14 protein-coding genes are annotated in these 17,514 nt (G+C 51.9%); 13 read left to right on the plus strand and 1 reads right to left on the minus strand.

From position 1 onward, the window contains the following. Positions 1-301 precede the first annotated feature (301 nt). From M5C71_RS14550 to M5C71_RS14605, 12 genes are all read left to right on the plus strand, one after another. Positions 302-1,744, plus strand: coding sequence for a mannose-1-phosphate guanylyltransferase/mannose-6-phosphate isomerase (locus M5C71_RS14550; RefSeq protein ID WP_248744740.1), 1,443 nt, complete (start codon positions 302-304; stop codon positions 1,742-1,744). A 124-nt stretch (positions 1,745-1,868) separates the two neighbouring features. Beyond that, positions 1,869-3,236: a phosphomannomutase gene (locus tag M5C71_RS14555; protein WP_248768099.1), complete on the plus strand. Its 1,368-nt coding sequence runs from the start codon at positions 1,869-1,871 to the stop codon at positions 3,234-3,236. Then, positions 3,233-4,030 carry an ABC transporter permease gene (locus M5C71_RS14560; protein ID WP_248744742.1) on the plus strand — a complete coding sequence of 266 codons (798 nt, stop codon included), beginning with the start codon at positions 3,233-3,235 and terminating at the stop codon, positions 4,028-4,030. The genes M5C71_RS14555 and M5C71_RS14560 overlap by 4 nt, the downstream gene beginning before the upstream one ends. Continuing rightward, the gene (locus tag M5C71_RS14565; protein ID WP_248744743.1) at positions 4,030-5,262 is read left to right on the plus strand and encodes an ABC transporter ATP-binding protein; all 1,233 of its coding nucleotides are present in this window, start codon (positions 4,030-4,032) and stop codon (positions 5,260-5,262) included. The genes M5C71_RS14560 and M5C71_RS14565 overlap by 1 nt, the downstream gene beginning before the upstream one ends. After that, positions 5,259-6,191: a class I SAM-dependent methyltransferase gene (locus M5C71_RS14570; protein WP_248744744.1), complete on the plus strand. Its 933-nt coding sequence runs from the start codon at positions 5,259-5,261 to the stop codon at positions 6,189-6,191. The genes M5C71_RS14565 and M5C71_RS14570 overlap by 4 nt, the downstream gene beginning before the upstream one ends. Then, entirely contained in the window at positions 6,191-7,348 is a 1,158-nt protein-coding gene (locus M5C71_RS14575; protein WP_248768100.1) for an FkbM family methyltransferase, read from the plus strand. Before M5C71_RS14570 ends, M5C71_RS14575 begins: the two co-directional genes overlap by 1 nt. Then, positions 7,348-10,338 (plus strand): glycosyltransferase, encoded by a 2,991-nt coding sequence (locus M5C71_RS14580; protein WP_248768101.1) that lies wholly within the window; start codon positions 7,348-7,350, stop codon positions 10,336-10,338. The genes M5C71_RS14575 and M5C71_RS14580 overlap by 1 nt, the downstream gene beginning before the upstream one ends. 231 nt (positions 10,339-10,569) lie before the next feature. After that, positions 10,570-11,601, plus strand: coding sequence for a GDP-mannose 4,6-dehydratase (gmd, locus tag M5C71_RS14585; protein WP_248744747.1), 1,032 nt, complete (start codon positions 10,570-10,572; stop codon positions 11,599-11,601). Then, positions 11,601-12,497 (plus strand): GDP-mannose 4,6-dehydratase, encoded by an 897-nt coding sequence (locus M5C71_RS14590; protein WP_248768102.1) that lies wholly within the window; start codon positions 11,601-11,603, stop codon positions 12,495-12,497. The genes gmd and M5C71_RS14590 overlap by 1 nt, the downstream gene beginning before the upstream one ends. Then, positions 12,498-13,640 carry a glycosyltransferase family 1 protein gene (locus M5C71_RS14595; RefSeq protein ID WP_248744749.1) on the plus strand — a complete coding sequence of 381 codons (1,143 nt, stop codon included), beginning with the start codon at positions 12,498-12,500 and terminating at the stop codon, positions 13,638-13,640. It abuts the gene before it with no gap. After that, positions 13,640-14,749 carry a glycosyltransferase family 4 protein gene (locus tag M5C71_RS14600; RefSeq protein WP_283093997.1) on the plus strand — a complete coding sequence of 370 codons (1,110 nt, stop codon included), beginning with the start codon at positions 13,640-13,642 and terminating at the stop codon, positions 14,747-14,749. Before M5C71_RS14595 ends, M5C71_RS14600 begins: the two co-directional genes overlap by 1 nt. 50 nt (positions 14,750-14,799) lie before the next feature. Then, complete coding sequence (locus tag M5C71_RS14605; RefSeq protein WP_248744750.1) at positions 14,800-15,921, plus strand: acyltransferase; 1,122 nt, start codon at positions 14,800-14,802, stop codon at positions 15,919-15,921. A gap of 101 nt (positions 15,922-16,022) precedes the next feature. Here M5C71_RS14605 and M5C71_RS14610 read toward each other — a convergent pair whose 3' ends face one another. Next, on the minus strand, positions 16,023-16,997 hold the full coding sequence (locus tag M5C71_RS14610) for an acyltransferase (protein WP_248744751.1): 975 nt from the start codon (positions 16,995-16,997) through the stop codon (positions 16,023-16,025). Between the two features lie 251 nt (positions 16,998-17,248). On the opposite strand from M5C71_RS14610, the gene tnpB reads away from it, so the two are divergent. Next, positions 17,249-17,491 (plus strand): IS66 family insertion sequence element accessory protein TnpB, encoded by a 243-nt coding sequence (gene tnpB, locus M5C71_RS14615; protein ID WP_248744752.1) that lies wholly within the window; start codon positions 17,249-17,251, stop codon positions 17,489-17,491. The last annotated feature ends 23 nt before the right edge of the window (positions 17,492-17,514 follow it).

The raw sequence follows: 17,514 nt of genomic DNA on the forward strand, positions 1-17,514 counted from the left end.
CACACAATCGAGTATTAACCAATTAAAGATGATGCTTTTTTGATATTATTGGCGCCCCGTGTGTAGATACCGGCCATTGCGATCTCTTCGCATATGCTCTTGCTGCGCAAGCCTCGGTCAATACTTTCTGATATTCTTGTAGCCCGATTGGCGTTGGTGCGGTCCCATGAAATGACGGTAAAGCAGCATCTAAAATTTTTGCTCGGCTGAAACAACGGTTTTGTGCCATTTTCGTGCTGAAAAATACGACAGCAGCCAACTTGAATCTAACGCTTTCGAGTGGCAGTAAAGGATCTAAAAAATGGGATTGATCCCGGTAATTCTATCTGGTGGTGTGGGTAGCCGGTTGTGGCCTGCTTCCCGCGAGGCGCATCCAAAGCCTTTCATGACCCTGCCCGACGGGCAGAATCTGATTAAGAAAACCTTCCTGCGTGCGTCGAAGCTCGAAGGTGTGGTGGAAGTGCTTACCGTTACCAATCGCGAGCTTCTGTTTAAGACCGAAGATGAATACCGCACCATCAACACCAGTGGTCTGGCACAGGGCTATATTCTCGAGCCGTTTGGTCGCAACACTGCCGCGGCCGTCGCAGCTGCCGCCCTGCAGCTCAAGGCGGTCCATGGTGCCGAGGCGTACATGTTGGTGCTGGCTGCCGACCATTTGATCCAGGACGAAGCCGCTTTCGCCAGTGCTGTTGCAAAAGCCGTGAGCTTGGCTGCCCAAGGCTGGCTGGTGACCTTTGGCATTCAGCCGCAGTATCCAGAGACCGGTTTCGGTTACATCGAGGCCGCTAAAGGTACCGTGCTCGAGGGTGGCCTGCAGGTCGAGCGTTTTGTTGAAAAGCCAGATCTGAAAACTGCCGAGTCCTATGTTGCTGCCGGTAACTACTTCTGGAACTCGGGAATGTTCTGCTTCCGCGTCGGCACCGTGCTCGAAGAGCTGGAAAAGCACGCCCCCGACGTGGTGGCTGCCGTTGCCCGTACCTTGGAGCAATCGCGCCGTACCACCGCCACCGGTTATAGCTGCCTGGCGCTGGACGCCGACACTTTCGCCAACGTGCCCGATATCTCCATCGATTACGCGCTGATGGAGCGCTCGACCAAGGTCGCCACCATCCCGTGCGACATCGGTTGGAGCGACATCGGTTCCTGGAACGCCGTGAGCGACCTCACTGCGCCTGACGAGCAGGGCAATCGTTTCGAAGGCGAAGTGTTCTCCTACGATTCGCGCAACAACTACGTCAACAGTGAGGACCGCCTGACCGCCCTGGTTGGTGTCGAAGACCTGCTGGTAGTCGACACCCCGGACGCCGTGCTGATTGCTCACAAGGATCATGCTCAGGATGTGAAACACATCGTCGGTCAACTCAAGGCCAAGGGGCACCACCTGCACCTGCTGCACCGCACCGTGCACCGCCCCTGGGGTACCTACACCACCTTGGAAAACGGCGAGCGCTTCAAGATCAAGCGTATCGTGGTCAAGCCGGGTGCCTCGCTATCACTGCAGATGCACCACCACCGCAGCGAGCACTGGATTGTCGTCAGCGGTATGGCTGTGGTCATCAACGATAGCCAGGAGCTGATGCTCAACACCAACGAATCCACCTTCATTCGCGCGGGTCACAAGCACCGTCTGAAAAACCCGGGCGTGATCGATCTGGTGCTGATTGAAGTGCAGAGCGGTGATTATCTGGGTGAAGATGACATCGTGCGTTTCGAAGACAACTACGGTCGCGTCGACAAGTAACCACACTGAGCCCGTTGCGAGCCTTGCGTCAAGCCGGGCCGCGCGCCAGTGGCATCAGACCCTGGCGGTCCATTTTCGGCGTTGCCACCCCAGGGTGGCATTGCGCATTCAGTGAGTGAGCAGAATGTATCCTCCTATTGTGACCCAATGCTTCAAAGCCTATGACATCCGTGGCCAGGTCCCCGCTCAACTCAACGAAGACATTGCCTACCGCATAGGCCGTGCGCTCGTCGTCGAGTTGCAGGGGCAAATCTTTGTGGTCGGCCAGGACATGCGCCTGGAAAGCCCAGCCTTGGCAGTTGCACTGATGCGCGGCATCAGCGATGCCGGCGCCAGCGTGATCGATATCGGCCTGTGCGGCACCGAGGAAGTCTACTTCGCCACCAGTCACTACAAGGTCGACGGCGGCGTGATGATCACCGCCAGCCACAACCCCAAGGGTTATAACGGCATGAAGTTGGTGAAGGCCGAATCGCGCCCCATCAGCGGCGACACCGGCCTGGACGCTATTCGTCTGCGCGTCGAGCAGGGCGACTTGGGTGACGAAGCAGTCGTCAAAGGTGAAGTGCGTGAGGTCTTTGACAAGACTGCCTACATAGAACACCTGCTTACCTACGTAGATGTCAAGGCCCTCAAGCCCCTGAAGATCCTCGCTGACCCGGGCAATGGCGCCGCCGGTCCTGTGCTCAAGGCACTGGCCGCACGCTTGCCGCTACAATGGGTGTTCATCAACGAAGAGCCCGACGGCAACTTCCCCAACGGCGTACCCAACCCGCTGCTGCCGGAAAACCGCGAGCTGACCCGTCAGGCGCTATTGGCCAGCCAGTGTGACATGGGGCTGGCTTGGGACGGCGACTTCGACCGCTGCTTCTTCTTTGATGCCGACGGTCGCTTCATCGAGGGCTACTACTTGGTCGGTTTGCTGGCCGAGATGCTGCTCAAGCAACACCCCGGTAGCAAGATCATCCACGACCCGCGCTTGACCTGGAACACCATCGAGCAGGTCGAGCAGGCTGGCGGTATCGCCGTACAGAGCAAGACCGGGCATGCGTTCATCAAGGAGCGTATGCGCGAGGAAGATGCGGTGTATGGCGGCGAGATGAGTGCACACCATTATTTCCGGGATTTTGCGTATTGCGACAGTGGAATGATTCCTTGGTTGTTGGTGGCGGCGTTGATGTCGGGCACTGGCAAGCCGTTGTCCGAGCACGTTGATGAGCGCATCGCAGCGTTCCCTTGTACCGGTGAAATCAACTACAAGGTGGCCGATGTCGCCAAGACCATTGAAAAGGTGTTGGCTCACTACCAGGCTCAATTACCTGCCTTGGACAGGACTGACGGTATCAGCGTGGCTTTCGAGGATTGGCGCTTCAACCTGCGGGGCTCCAACACTGAACCATTGTTGCGCTTGAACGTTGAGTCCAATGGTAATAGCGAATTGATGTGGGTTCACCTAAAGGAAATTGAAGCATTGATTGGTGCGGCTCAATGATTAATCCGGCACTGAAGGCTCTATGGAATTATCGAGGTTTTATCCTGGGCAGCGTCAAGCGAGAGTTTCAGTCAAAATACACCAACTCGATGTTGGGTGTTGCCTGGACGGTGATCCAGCCGCTGACCATGATCTTCGTGTACACGGTGATTTTCTCGCAATTGATGCGGGCAAAATTGCCGGGTGTGGAAGGGGTCTTCGGCTACAGTATCTACCTCTGTGTCGGGGTCATCGGCTGGGGGTACTTCGCCGAGATCGTAGGTCGGGCTCAAAGCATCTTTATTGATAACGCGAATCTGATCAAAAAGTTGAGTTTTCCGCGTTTGTGTCTGCCAGTGACACTGGTGCTGAACGCATCCGTCAATTTTGGCATTATATTCTCGCTGTTCATCATCTTTATGCTGGTGACAGGAAATTTCCCAGGATGGGTTTTTTTCACCATTATTCCGGTCCTGTTGATCCAGGTTCTGTTTGCCATCGGCCTGGGGATCACCTTGGGCGTGCTGAACGTATTCTTTCGCGATGTTGGCCAGCTCTTTGGTGTGGTGCTGCAATTCTGGTTCTGGTTTACGCCGATTGTTTACCCACTCAATATCCTGCCTGCCTGGCTGCAAGGGGTGATGGCGCTCAACCCGATGGCTACGTTGATTGGCACCTATCAAGGCGTCATGGTTCACGGCTTAATGCCCGATTGGATTGCCCTTATTCCTATTGCGTTGCTCAGCCTGTTCATATGCTTTTTGGGGCTTCGTTTATTCAAAAAGCATTCAGGTGAGCTGGTGGATGAACTCTGATGGGCACGATTAATGTTAATGGCCTGGGCAAGGCTTACAAGCAGTATCCGAGCCGTGTCTCCCGACTTGCTGAGTGGGTCATCCCATGGAGCAAGCCACGTCATAAATTGAAATGGGTGCTGGAAGGGCTCACCTTTCATGTTCGTTCAGGTGAGGCGGTCGGAATCATTGGTGTCAACGGGGCAGGTAAAAGTACGTTGTTGAAAATGATCACTGGCACCACCCAGCCTACCGTCGGCAGCGTGGAGATCAGTGGCCGAGTGGCTGCATTGCTCGAATTGGGCATGGGTTTTCATCCGGACTTCACCGGTCGTCAGAACGCGATTATGGCTGGCCAGTTGCTAGGGCTTAGCGTGGCTGAGGTCAACGAGCTGATGCCTGAAATTGAAGCGTTCGCCGAAATTGGTGATTACCTCGAGCAGCCGGTGCGGCTCTATTCCAGTGGAATGCAAATGCGCTTGGCCTTCAGCGTCGCGACTGCGCGTCGGCCTGACGTCTTGATTGTCGACGAGGCACTGTCGGTGGGCGATGCGTATTTTCAGCACAAGAGCTTTGAACGAATTCGCGAGTACCGCAAGGCGGGGACAACCTTGCTGATTGTTTCGCACGACAAAGCGGCGATTCAGTCCGTTTGTGATCGTGCCATCCTACTCAAAAGCGGCAAGCTAGCGATGGAAGGAAAACCTGAAGAAGTGATGGATTATTACAATGCGATCCTAGCCGAAAGAGAAAACCAGACGGTACACCAGTTGGTGGCCGAAGAAGGGCGAGTTCAGACGGTGTCGGGTTCCGGCGAAGCATCCATCCTGGATGTCAGTGTCCTCGATGAGCATGGCGACTCCTTGAAGGTCGTTGAGGTCGGTGCATCGGTCACGTTGCGTGTTCGAGCAAAAGTCAACCAGGGCATCGACAAGATGGTACTTGGTTTCATGATCAAGGATCGCTTGGGGCAACCCGTTTTCGGTACTAATACGCACCACATGCGGCAGACCTTGAGTGACTTGCGCGCCGGTGAATGTGTAGATTTCAGATTTGCTTTTAACGCAAACTTGGGTCCAGGCAGTTACTCAGTTGCTGTTGCATTGACAGGGTCTGAAAATCACCTTTCTGAAAACTATGAGTGGCGCGATCTGGCGTTGGTTTTCGAGATGTTGAACGTCAATTGTGATGTGTTCACTGGCAGCCTGTGGCTGAATCCAGTTGTCACTATTGAGAAAGAAATGGTTGAATGATGATCATCAGAATAGTCAACAAACTTTTATCCGCTTTTGACGTGGCCGTTACGCGTAGGTCAAGTTTGACTCGACTGTCGCAAGCGGCACTACATGTTCCTGCTCAAACTGATGCGAATACATCGGCTCAAAACGCCATTGTGGATCACTTGGCGGCCTTTCACCAAGACACTGTCCGAGGGCGGATTGCAAGCCAATGGAGAGTTATCGATCATGTCGAAAGGTTGTTGCCTTCTCCTTTGACCTTGGCGTGCGAGCTTTGTGGCGCGGTACACGCTACGTCGGCGTACAAGGCCATGGAGTCGCATTGTGTATTCGGAGGAGGGCGACTGCTTCGTCACCAGTGTCCGGATTGTGATGCTGTTTTCGGTCCGTCTAAAATGATGGTGTTGAGCGCTGCGGAACTCTCACAAGACTATGCCGTTCACTATAGCGTCTATCAGGAAGGTGACTCGACTGACTTGGAGGTTCGTACCTTCCACGCACTTAACCCAAACAAAGAAGGGGTTTATCTGAACTACGGTGCAGGCGGATGGTCGAAATCTGTTCAGCTATTACGTGAGCAGGGGTGGAACGTGATGGCCTATGAGCCACATCACTCTGGTGCGACAGCCAATGAACCGTATGTCATTTCCAGTGAGCGTGATCTTGATGCCATCGAATTTGACGGCATTTTCTCCAATAATGTATTGGAGCACTTTCGTCATCCGTTGACCGAAATGCGCTCGATGGCCAAACACCTCAAGCCAGGAGGGAAGATGTCTCACACTACTCCTTGCTTCGAGTACCGCTACGAATTTACCCGTTTTCATTTGTTTTTCTACCTTGGGCGTTCCCGTCAAGTGCTCGCCGAGCAAGCAGGGTTACTAATTGATTCGTATACGCAAGATGGCGAATTTATTAATTATATTTACTCGGTAAAGCACTGATGAGTTTTGTTTCCTACGCTCAAAATTTTGAAGACGTCATGTTGTGGAGGGCTTTGAGTCACGTCGGTAAAGGTTTCTACATCGACATCGGAGCCCAGGACCCGGTTAGCGACTCTGTCAGCCTGGCGTTCTATGAGCATGATTGGCGTGGTGTGCATGTTGAACCAACCGAGCAGTACTCCACGAAGCTGAAGCTCGCTCGGCCTGATGAAGTGATCGAACAGGTCGCTATCGGTTCGGGTGCGCAAACGCTAGAGTTTTATGAGTTCTCGGATACAGGTCTTTCGACGTCCGATGACTCAATCGCCAAGCTACATATTGAATCGGGATATAAGGCTATTCGCCGTGTGGTCCCTGTTATGCCACTCGATGCCTTGTTGGAAAAATATCGGGACCGTGACGTCAACTGGATGAAAATCGATGTTGAGGGCCTTGAGAAAAACGTTATCGAAAGCTGGGTCGAATCGGCAATTCGCCCCTGGATTTTGGTCATCGAGAGTACATTGCCGTTAAGTCAAGAGCAGAGTCATGGTGACTGGGAGCACTTGATTCTGGCGAAGGGTTATCGCTTTGCTTACTTCGATGGACTTAACCGTTTTTATGTACATGAATCGCACCCCGAACTGTTTGAGTCGTTTAACCGGCCTCCCAATGTTTTTGACCGTTTTGTGCTGGGCGGCAAAGCTTCGCACTCCTTTTATCAACTCATTCAAAATCGCGTCTCCCAAGCAGAGGCAGAGACTAGACGTCAGGAGTTGTTGCGAGCGTCGCTAGAAGATCAATTGGCTGCTTTGTACGCGAGCACTTCCTGGCGCTTGACACGGCCGTTGCGTTGGCTGGTCTTTCAAAGCCGTTTGGCCAAAGAGCTGGGTTTTACGGTTCGCTTGAAAACTTTCGTGAAAAAAATCCTGAAATTCTCGCTTTGCAAAACAAGCCTGTTTTTTGTGGCGCGACCTCAATTGCGAGCACGGTGCATCAGTGTGCTGAGGAGTGCGAGGCTTTACGATGTCGCCCGTAAGTTATTCAATCGTCTTGCCAAAAGCGCTGCTGCCAAGCGGGCCATAGCACCACTAAGTGAACAGCACCTTACCGGCCGCGGACGTGATCTGTACCTACGGCTCAAAAAGGCTGCCGAACAACGTGGTGGACGCCAATAATGCGTATAGTAATCGATCTGCAAGGTGCTCAATCCACTGGCTCGCGTAACCGCGGTATTGGTCGCTATGCGCTGTCCTTGGCCCAAGGTATTGCGCGTAATAGCGCCGATCATGAAATTCTACTCGCCTTGAACGGAGCATTTCCTGAGTCCGTGGACAGCCTTCGCAATATCTTCCAGGGTTTGATCCCTCAGGAAAATATAGTCGTCTGGCATACCCCGGAGGCTGTTAGTCATATCGATGCAGGAAATGCCTGGCGGCGTGATGCTGCGGAACGGGTTCGCGAGTCTTTCCTGGCTTCGCTTGAGCCAGATGTCGTGCTGGTGAGCAGCCTTTTCGAAGGTGTTGAAGATGACTCTGTCACCAGTATCGGGTGCTTTACCAACAAGCTGCCGACTGCGGTGGTTCTGTACGACCTGATCCCGCTCATCAATCGCGACATTTACTTGAAGAACCCGCTCATCTCGAAGTGGTATGACAGTAAAGTCCGCTATCTGAAGTCAGCTGATCTGCTGTTGGCCATCTCGGAGTCTTCTCGTCAGGAAGCCATCCGGTACTTGGGGGTCGATGCTCTCCATGCAGTGAATATCTCGACCGCAGCAGATGCTCACTTCAAAGTGCAATCGTACAGCGATACGCAAAAAACTGAGGTGCTCACACGCTTCGGATTGAATCGTGCATATGTGATGTACACGGGGGGTATTGACCACCGCAAGAATATCGAAGGTCTGATCCGCTCTTATGCATTGCTGCCCGCCAGTGTCCGCGAACTGCATCAACTGGCGGTCGTCTGCTCGGTAAGGCCGGATGATCGCGTGCGTCTGGAAGCCCTGGCCAAGGAACACGGGCTTGATCACGACGAGTTCGTCATGACCGGGTTTGTGTCGGAAAACGATCTGCTTGCATTGTATAACTTGTGCCAGGCTTTCGTCTTTCCTTCCTGGCACGAAGGCTTTGGACTCCCAGCATTGGAGGCTATGTCCTGCGGTCGTGCGGTGATCGCGGCAAATACATCCAGTCTGCCGGAAGTGATCAACAATGAGCGGGCAATGTTTGATCCTCTGGATGACGCGTCGATCACACAAAAACTACGTGAAGTTTTGATGGATGATGCGTTCCGTCGCGAGTTGGAGCTGCATGGTCTTGAGCAGGCCAAGCAATTCTCTTGGGACATTACTGCTCAGCGCACCATTGCTGCACTGGAAGCTTTTCATCAGGAACGCTCATTGTCAGTTGCCCCTGTTGAACCCCGTCAGGGCCTTCCGCGTCTGGCGTATGTGTCGCCGTTGCCAGCGGAGCGCAGTGGTATCAGTGACTACAGCGCCGAGCTGTTGCCCGAGCTGATGCGTTACTTCAATGTTGATCTGGTCGTAAAACAGAGCGTGGTCGAGCCGGCTTGGATAAACGAAAAGTGCCAAATTCGCTCAGTCGAATGGTTTGTCGATAACGCGGCGTCTTTTGACCATGTGCTCTACCATTTTGGCAACTCGACATTTCACGAACACATGTTCGAGCTTGTGAACGTCATTCCAGGTGTCGTGGTATTGCACGACTTTTTCCTTTCGGGCATTCTCGCGCACATGGAATTGAATACTCCGGCTCCAGGTGTCTGGACCGATGCACTCTATGAGAGCCATGGTTATTCGGCTGTCATTGACCGCTTCCATACAAAAGAGTTGGTTGACACTATCTGGAAGTATCCAGTAAACCTAGCCGTCCTGAAAGCGGCGCAGGGAGTGATTATCCACTCTGAAAACTCACGAAAACTTGCGGCTCAATGGTATGGCTCGCAGGCAGGGAGAGATTGGGTCAATATTCCGTTGTTGAGAGTTCCTGCAGAGTTACCTTCTGAAGGGAATGAAAACATCCGCAGTAAGTTGACGCTCAAGGCTGAAGATTTTGTCGTCTGTAGTTTTGGCTTGCTGGGCCCGAGTAAATTGAATCACAGGCTTCTGGACGCTTGGTTGAGCTCGCCGATGGCCAATGATGCAGCCTGTGTTCTGGTGTTTGTCGGGCAAAACGATCCAGGTAGCTACGGCGACCAGCTCCAGCAGCGTATCAACCAGGCCGGTGTGGCTTCGCGCATTATGATCACCGGGTGGGCCTCCAGCAAAACATTCTGCGATTATCTCTCCGTGGCCGACGTCGGTGTCCAACTGCGTACCCATTCGAGAGGTGAGACTTCTGCGGCAGTGCTCGATTGCATGAATTACGGCCTGGCAACCGTCGTCAATGCCAACGGTAGTATGGCAGACTTGGACGATGATGGGGTCGTCAAACTGCCGGATGAGTTTACCGATGCTCAATTGATCGCTGCGCTCAATCAGCTCTGGACTGACGTTCAGGCGCGCAAGGTAATAGGCGCGCGTGCGCAGGCAATTGTTCACGGCAATCATGCTCCAAGCGCTTGTGCTGCCCAGTACAAGACGGCTATCGAAGATTTCGCTGCACGCAGCAAAGCGGGTGTGTCAGAGTTGATTCTTGCTGTCGGCACGCTCCCTGTGACGCCCGAATTGTCTGTTACCGACGAAGACCTCATGGCTGTTGCGGATGCGATCGATCGTTCTTTGCCGGCAGCACTGGAGCGCTCACAATTATTGTTCGATGTGACACCATTCATCGATGGGCAAATGCCACGAGACAAAGCAGGAGCGTTGATTGGTGACTGGTTGGCGCGTGTTCCTGCCGGTGTGCGATTTGAGCCGGTGTTCGCCGATCGCGAGGAACAGGTCTATCGCTATGCGAGAGCATTTACTCTATCGATTCTAGGCTGCCCTTCGGATGTATTACATGATGAGAAGGTTTCTTATCGAATGGGTGATCGGCTGATCATGTTGGAAGGTGGATCCGCACATCGTGACTCAATGCAGGAAGGGTTGGAGGCGTTGCGCCATCAAGGCGTTGGCTTTTTCTCTGTAAATAGTGAACAAGATAGTTACGAACAAGGCACGATTTTTACCGAGCTGCTTGCGCGCGCCGATTTAAATTAGTCCTAAGGCTTCGCCTGATCATGCCGACATGATGTGTGTCGACATGATCGGGAAAATTTGCAAGGTCGGTTGAAGCAGTACCAGTGGCATATTAGCTGGCCTCTGCGCTGTCGTCATGAATGGCAGCAGTCTGTATGATCTGCACTACGCTAAATGCCTAGGCATGCATCTGGGGCTCAGGTATGGGCTCCTCGTTTTTGAAAATATTTGTATGGGGTTCAGAGGATTCGAATGAAAGCTATCGTTACCGGCATTACTGGTCAGGACGGCGCCTACCTGGCGGAGCTGTTGCTGGAAAAGGGTTACACTGTGTATGGCACCTACCGCCGTACCAGCTCTGTCAATTTCTGGCGCATTGAGGAGCTGGGCATTCACCAGCACCCTAATCTGCATCTGGTTGAATACGACCTGACCGACCTGTCTGCCAGTATTCGTCTGCTTCAGACTACTGAAGCCACCGAGGTCTACAACCTAGCGGCGCAGAGTTTCGTGGGCGTCTCCTTCGAGCAGCCATTGACCACTGCTGAAATCACCGGTCTGGGTGCGGTCAACCTGCTGGAAGCCATTCGTATTGTTAACCCGAAGGTTCGCTTCTACCAAGCCTCGACTTCCGAAATGTTCGGCAAAGTCCAGGCTATTCCGCAAGTTGAAAGTACACCTTTCTACCCTCGCAGCCCTTACGGTGTGGCCAAGCTGTACGCCCACTGGATGACTATCAACTACCGTGAGTCGTACGGTATTTTTGCAACCAGCGGTATTCTGTTTAATCACGAATCACCACTGCGCGGTCGGGAGTTTGTGACCCGAAAAATCACCGACTCCGTGGCCAAGATCAAGCTGGGCTTGCTGGAGGCAATGGAGCTGGGCAACCTGGATGCCAAACGTGACTGGGGCTTCGCCAAGGAATACGTAGAAGGCATGTGGCGCATGCTGCAAGCCAAGGAGCCGGACACCTTCGTCCTGGCCACAAACCGCACCGAAACTGTCCGCGACTTCGTGTCGATGGCGTTCAAGGCAGTGGACATCGCCATCAACTGGACCGGTGAGGCTGAAGCAGAGCAGGGCACTGATGCGGACACCGGTAAAGTGCTGGTGAGTATCAATCCCAAGTTCTACCGTCCTACTGAAGTCGAGTTGTTGATCGGCAACCCGGCCAAAGCAAAGGAAATACTTGGTTGGGAGTCCAAGGTCAATCTCGAAGAGCTGTGCCGCATGATGGTTGAGGCGGATCTTCGTCGCAATGCACAAGGATTTTCGTTCTGATGACCACTGCTGGCAAGCGTGCACTGATAACAGGTATTCAGGGGTTCACCGGGCGTTACATGGCTGCTGAACTCAAAGCTTACGGTTACGAGGTCAGCGGGTTGGGCAGTCAGCCCTCCGATGAAGCTGGATACCATCAGATCGATCTGGCTGATGGGCTAGGTCTACACGCTTTGCTGGCAACGCTTCAGCCGGATTTCGTAGTGCATCTTGCTGCGTTGGCATTTGTTGGGCATGGTACGCCGGAGGCGTTTTATCAGGTCAATCTGATAGGCACCCGGAACCTGCTCGACGCCATCGCCAATTGCGGCAAAACACCGAGTTGCGTTCTGCTGGCCAGTAGCGCCAATGTGTACGGCAATACCTCATCCGGTTTGCTGGATGAAACCACTGTCCCGGCCCCGGCTAATGATTATGCAGTCAGCAAGTTGGCCATGGAGTACATGGCTAACTTATGGCGCGATCGATTGCCTCTGGTCATTGCTCGCCCCTTCAATTACACCGGTGTCGGTCAGGCAGAAAATTTCCTATTACCCAAGATTGTTTCTCACTTCCGCCGTAAGGCCGAGAGAATCGAGCTGGGTAACCTTGATGTGTGGCGCGATTTCAGCGACGTACGAGCGCTGGTCAAAGCCTATCGTGGGCTTTTGGAAGCCAAGCCCATTGGCCACACAGTCAATGTCAGCTCTGGCAATGTCTACTCGTTGCGCGAAGTCATTGCCATGTGCGAGAGGTTGTCGGGTCGAAAGATCGTAGTTGAGGTTAATCCGGCGTTTGTGCGGGAAAACGAGGTGAAGACCTTGTGTGGCGACAATAGCCGCCTCAAGTCACTGGTGGCAGGGTGGCAAGCCCCCCCACTCGAAGAAACCTTGAACTGGATGTTGGCGGCCGAATAAATGAAGTTAGTGTTATCCGTAGAGCCGGTCCGTTTTCCACTGACCGGCATAGGTCGTTATACCTACGAACTAGCCTTGAGACTACAGACAAGCAAGGAGATTACGGATCTCCAGTTTTTTGCAGGTCGCCGCTTTTTACCCCGTCTGCCTACCGCCTCTGATGCCTCCGGCGGCGGATACGGTTTGAAGAGAACTGTCCAGAAGAATTTTTTGGCGGTGGAGGCATATCGGTTGCTGATGCCGATCCTTCGAGCACAGGCGCTGAAAAAGTACTCGGACTTTCTGTACCACAGTCCAAACTATTATCTCCCTCCATTTGGCGGGAAGAGGGTTGCAACGTTCCACGACCTTTCTCCGTTTACCTGGGCCCATTGTCACGCCCCGCAGTTAGTTCGCTATCTGCAAAAAGAGTTGAAGAAGACCCTGGAACGGGCTGATGCGCTGATTACTGACTCAGAGTACATCCGTCGAGAATTGGCCGAGTATTTCTCATGGCCAATCGAGCGTATCCATACCGTTCCGCTGGCCAGCTCCGAAGAGTTCCATCCGCGCGATTACGAAATGCTGCAGATCTCGCTCGCCAAGCACGGCCTTGTGCCCGGGGAATACAGTCTTTTTGTCGGTACGATCGAGCCTCGCAAGAACATTGAAACCTTGCTGAGCGCCTATGCGCGACTGCCGTTGGCTTTGAGAGCCCGTTGGCCATTAGTCCTCACCGGTTACCACGGCTGGCGCAATGATGAGATTCACCTGCGTCTGGAGACGGCACGACGAGAGGGTTGGGCACGCTACCTGGGCTTTGTGCCGAGCGAAGATCTACCTCTGTTGTTTGCCGGAGCGCGGTTGTTCACGTTCCCATCGTTGTATGAGGGGTTCGGCCTGCCGGTGTTGGAAGCCATGAGTTCTGGTGTGCCGGTGGTGTGCTCCAACAGTTCTTCGTTGCCTGAGGTTGCCGGCAATGCCGCGCTGATGTGCGAGGCTCTGGATGTCGAAAAACTGACCGAGCTCCTGCAGAAAGGCCTCGAGGATGAGGCCTGGCGTGCTCAGGCCATTACTGAGGGGCTGCTGCACTGTTCGGCATTTACCTGGCAGCGCTGTGCCGACGAAACGCTGCAGGTGTACCAGAAAGTTATGGAAAGTTGATGATCAAGGTTCTGCATTTTTTCAAGACGTACTACCCGGAAACCATGGGCGGTATCGAGCAGGTGATTTTCCAACTGGCCGAAGGTTCGGCCAGGTATGGAATTCAGGCTGAAGTTCTTTCCTTGAGCTCTCGTGGCGCAGCTCGTAACGAGACCGTGGGTACCCATGTGGCCCACCGCTCCAAGCTTGATTTGCATGTGGCCTCGACCGGTTTTTCGTTTTCGGCGTTCGGGGATTTCGCGGAGCTGGCTAAGGGCGCGGATATCATCCATTTCCATTTCCCGTGGCCTTATATGGATTTGGTCCATTTTGCCACGCGCTTGCGTAAGCCCACCGTTGTCAGCTACCACTCGGATATCGTCAAGCAGAAGACCCTGCTCAAGCTCTACAAACCGCTAATGTACCGCTTCCTCTCCAGCGTTGATTGTATTGTCGCGTCCTCGCCAAACTATGCACAGAGCAGCAGGGTGCTGACAGGCTTCAAGGAAAAGGTCAGCATCGTTCCCTATGGTCTGGATCGGGCAACCTATCCAGAAGCCTCGGTTGAAAAGCTTGAGGAATGGAAAAAACAGGTGGGCGAGAAGTTTTTCCTATTTGTAGGTGCACTGCGTTATTACAAGGGCATTCACTTTCTACTGGCGGCGGCAGAGAAGACGCGTCTTCCTGTGGTCATTGTCGGTGGTGGAATGCTGGAAGAGGAGCTGAAAGCCAAAGCTCAAGCCTCTGCTCTGGATAATGTGTATTTCGTTGGCAAGTTGCCGGATGTTGATAAAGCCGCCTTGCTCAATCTTTGCTATGCATTGGTTTTTCCTTCCCACTTGCGTTCTGAGTCGTTTGGCATCTCTTTGCTGGAGGGGGCGATGTACGGGAAACCGATGATTTCCTGTGAGATTGGCTCTGGCATGTCTTATATTAATATTGCTGGCGAGACGGGGTTGGTGGTGCCTCCTGCGGATGTAGATGCGTTGGCGTCGGCGATGCAAACGCTTTGGGATCAGCCTGAGAGGGCCGCGCAGATGGGGCGAAATGCTGCCGGGCGGTTTGAAAAGGTGTTTACGGCGGATGTGATGGTCGCTACTTATGCCGAGATCTACCGTCGATTGATTTAAATAGTGGATCAGTTCCGCGTTAGCGCGGGTTTAGCTCACCATGAGGATTGATGATTCTGTGGGGGGTGTTGCTTATTTATTGTGGGGGGGGTATGGAGGAGGGAAGGCATAATAGGGATGTCGACGTACTGCGCGGTTTAGCAATTGTGTTGGTTGTGTCCTATCACATGGCTGCCGTTTCTTATCTTCCTGAGTCAATTAAATTTCTCTTGGCGATATTTAACGGGTCTTTCGGTGTAGATCTTTTTTTTGTGATCAGCGGATTTTTGGTTAGTTCTTCGTTGGCGCGTGCGTTAAATGCAAGGATGCAAGGCATAACTTCAGTGCTGCGAGTGTACTTTGCTCGTCGTTGGTTTAGGACTATCTTGCCGGCTATTGTGTGGGTTGTAATATGGACGCTTCTATCTTTTGTGACGCCCTATTTTGGTATATTTTCCAATAACTTTCATCATGCTGTTTCAGCGGTGTTTCAGTGGGCCCACATTTTTCTTTATGTCGAGTGTGTGAAGGGCGACGGTTGTGGTTTGTTTGGGTACTACTGGTCTCTGTCTCTTGAAGAGTGGTTTTATCTTTTGCTTCCGTTGTTCTTTATAGTGATCAAAGGACGTGCTGTCTGTATTGTGATAAGTTTGTTGTTGGTGGCTCTTTTTTATTTGGCGTTTCAGGGGTGGCCATTGTGGGGGGTGTTTCGTATTGAGCCAATGTTGTGCGGTATTCTTGTTTATTATTTTCGTGTGCCGCTAATCCAGTGGATATCCAGTAGGTCGTATATAAAATTCTTTTGGTGTGTGGTGCCGGTGTTGCTTTTGGTCTGTATGTATGCGACGGCAAATTTTTTTGGTAAAGCATACGTGCTCATAGTGCTGAGCTGTGTTTTTTTGCTGGTCATATCATTGCCAGATAAGGGGTGTTTGATGCCTCAGCGTGCTGCCCGTCTATTCGAGAGTGCTGGAAAATTTTCATTTTCTATCTATTTAGTGCATGTGCCGTTGATATGGTTTGTGGGGCGTCTATATGAGGGGTACTCAGGTTGGATAGCGATATTTTTCTTTAATAGCCTTCTTTTTTTGTTGGTCTGGGGGCTGTCTGCTGCTTCTTTTCGTTGGTTAGAATTGCCGAGCCGGAATGTAGGATATTGGGTCAGTAGGAAGCTAGAGAGTCAGAAAAATTAAATTGCGTGTCAGCGTGAATATTGATTTTATTTATTTGTCTAAGCTTTTTTCCTCAAGAGCGGCTGCATTTGGAAAGTGCATCCAGATGCAACCGGGTAAAGCTAGAGGTTAGGTCGGCTTTTTTTGCGCAAGATATGCCTATAGCGTAGAATCGGCTTTTCAATAAAATAATAGGATGCTAGGCTTGCAATAAAGGAGCATGCAAGTAGGGCTGTTGCCAGTGACGGCGAATTATAGAGGTTGCTTGCGCCAAAACTATGAAATATATATATAAATATAAAATGGTTAAGAAATACTCCGTAGCTTATGTTTCCAAAGAATTCGTCAATTTTGTGGTAGCCAAACTTGGATAGGAAATAAATTGCCGGGATTCCAAAGATAATGCCTGCAGTCACTTCTGTGTTAGACGGCGCCTCCTTGACTGTGCCTACTTGTATGGCTATGAAAAGAATAAGCTGAACGGTCCATGCTGTAAAAATCAGAATTTTCCCCCATTTTTCGCTAAAAAATATATAGCTTCCGCAAAGGAATATGAAAAGCACTCCGGGCAATAATCGATAGCCGTATATATCTGTGTTTATAACTCCGGTGATTGCAGTGATTGCTATCATCAGAGATGCAGTAAACATGAATGTTCTCAGCTTCCAGATGAGTATAAATGGAATCGCAAGATAGAAAAAGGCTTCAAGGCCTAATGACCATGCAGGGGGTATGATATCTGTAGAGGTAATACCAAACATGTATAAGTCAAGCGGTAAAATTCCTAGACTAGGGATGATGTTGGCTGCGCTGATGCCTTCTGCAGTCGGCGAGTTTGGAAGCATTGTGCCGATGATGATGCAAGCAAGTAAAAAGTAAAATAAAAATTGAGGGTAAAGTCTTAGTGCTCTATCTAGATAAAAAGCGGGGACTCTATCTATCGTAGAATAGTTTTTCTTTATTAGAGAGGTCATCACGAGTCCGCTTATTATTAAGAATGAGATGACTGCAAATACACCGGGATTATGCCCTGCTATTGATATACCCATGTGAGAGATTGCTACCAGCATCGCCAGTAGTAGGCGGAAAGCACCCATGTGTTTAATTCCTAGTCTAGATTTTAGCTGTTGTAATTGGCGTATTATGCCAATCGTACGTTGCAAAAGCGAAGGGATTTAATATTTATAAGTCGAGGGTAGGGTGGCCAACTGCCCGGTTATCAAATTTTTTGTAAGCGCTCCATGAGCCTCGCATTCAAAGCGCTTAGCGGTGACCCCGGATGCTGTGTTCCCAATTTCCCCTCTGGGCCCAGCTCGCCGTGATGTGACCCGACGTCAAAGTCGAAAAAGTGTATCTGTGCTCCAGGCCCGTCGACTTTCGAAAATCCATTGATGGCCTGGCTGCGCTGGTCGAGCTGGACATTAAGATAGCCGTGTTCGACCCGGTGCTTTTCGTCTTCCTAAATAAGCCGCGCAATCGCGTGAAAATTTTGTATTGGGCGCGCAGCGGCTTCTGCCTTTGGCACAAGCGCCTGGAGTCTGTGCGATTTAAAACATCGCCCGATATCAGGACGAAGGTAAGCGGTTCATAAATCCGACCTACCGAAAAAAAGCG

Origin of the sequence: Pseudomonas sp. MWU12-2345 (genome assembly GCF_023242385.1) — a bacterium.
Lineage (GTDB): Bacteria > Pseudomonadota > Gammaproteobacteria > Pseudomonadales > Pseudomonadaceae > Aquipseudomonas > Aquipseudomonas gingeri_D.

Bases quoted from the DNA above. Each gene is read 5' to 3' on its own strand.
- M5C71_RS14555 (WP_248768099.1), top strand. From the start codon at position 1,869: ATGTATCCTCCTATTGTGACCCAATGCTTCAAAGCCTATGACATCCGT.
- M5C71_RS14600 (WP_283093997.1), top strand. From the start codon at position 13,640: ATGATCAAGGTTCTGCATTTTTTCAAGACGTACTACCCGGAAACCATG.
- M5C71_RS14550 (WP_248744740.1), top strand. From the start codon at position 302: ATGGGATTGATCCCGGTAATTCTATCTGGTGGTGTGGGTAGCCGGTTG.
- M5C71_RS14590 (WP_248768102.1), top strand. From the start codon at position 11,601: ATGACCACTGCTGGCAAGCGTGCACTGATAACAGGTATTCAGGGGTTC.
- M5C71_RS14605 (WP_248744750.1), top strand. From the start codon at position 14,800: ATGATTCTGTGGGGGGTGTTGCTTATTTATTGTGGGGGGGGTATGGAG.
- M5C71_RS14570 (WP_248744744.1), top strand. From the start codon at position 5,259: ATGATGATCATCAGAATAGTCAACAAACTTTTATCCGCTTTTGACGTG.
- M5C71_RS14595 (WP_248744749.1), top strand. From the start codon at position 12,498: ATGAAGTTAGTGTTATCCGTAGAGCCGGTCCGTTTTCCACTGACCGGC.
- M5C71_RS14580 (WP_248768101.1), top strand. From the start codon at position 7,348: ATGCGTATAGTAATCGATCTGCAAGGTGCTCAATCCACTGGCTCGCGT.
- gmd (WP_248744747.1), top strand. From the start codon at position 10,570: ATGAAAGCTATCGTTACCGGCATTACTGGTCAGGACGGCGCCTACCTG.
- M5C71_RS14565 (WP_248744743.1), top strand. From the start codon at position 4,030: ATGGGCACGATTAATGTTAATGGCCTGGGCAAGGCTTACAAGCAGTAT.
- M5C71_RS14610 (WP_248744751.1), bottom strand. From the start codon at position 16,997: ATGGGTGCTTTCCGCCTACTACTGGCGATGCTGGTAGCAATCTCTCAC.
- M5C71_RS14560 (WP_248744742.1), top strand. From the start codon at position 3,233: ATGATTAATCCGGCACTGAAGGCTCTATGGAATTATCGAGGTTTTATC.
- M5C71_RS14575 (WP_248768100.1), top strand. From the start codon at position 6,191: ATGAGTTTTGTTTCCTACGCTCAAAATTTTGAAGACGTCATGTTGTGG.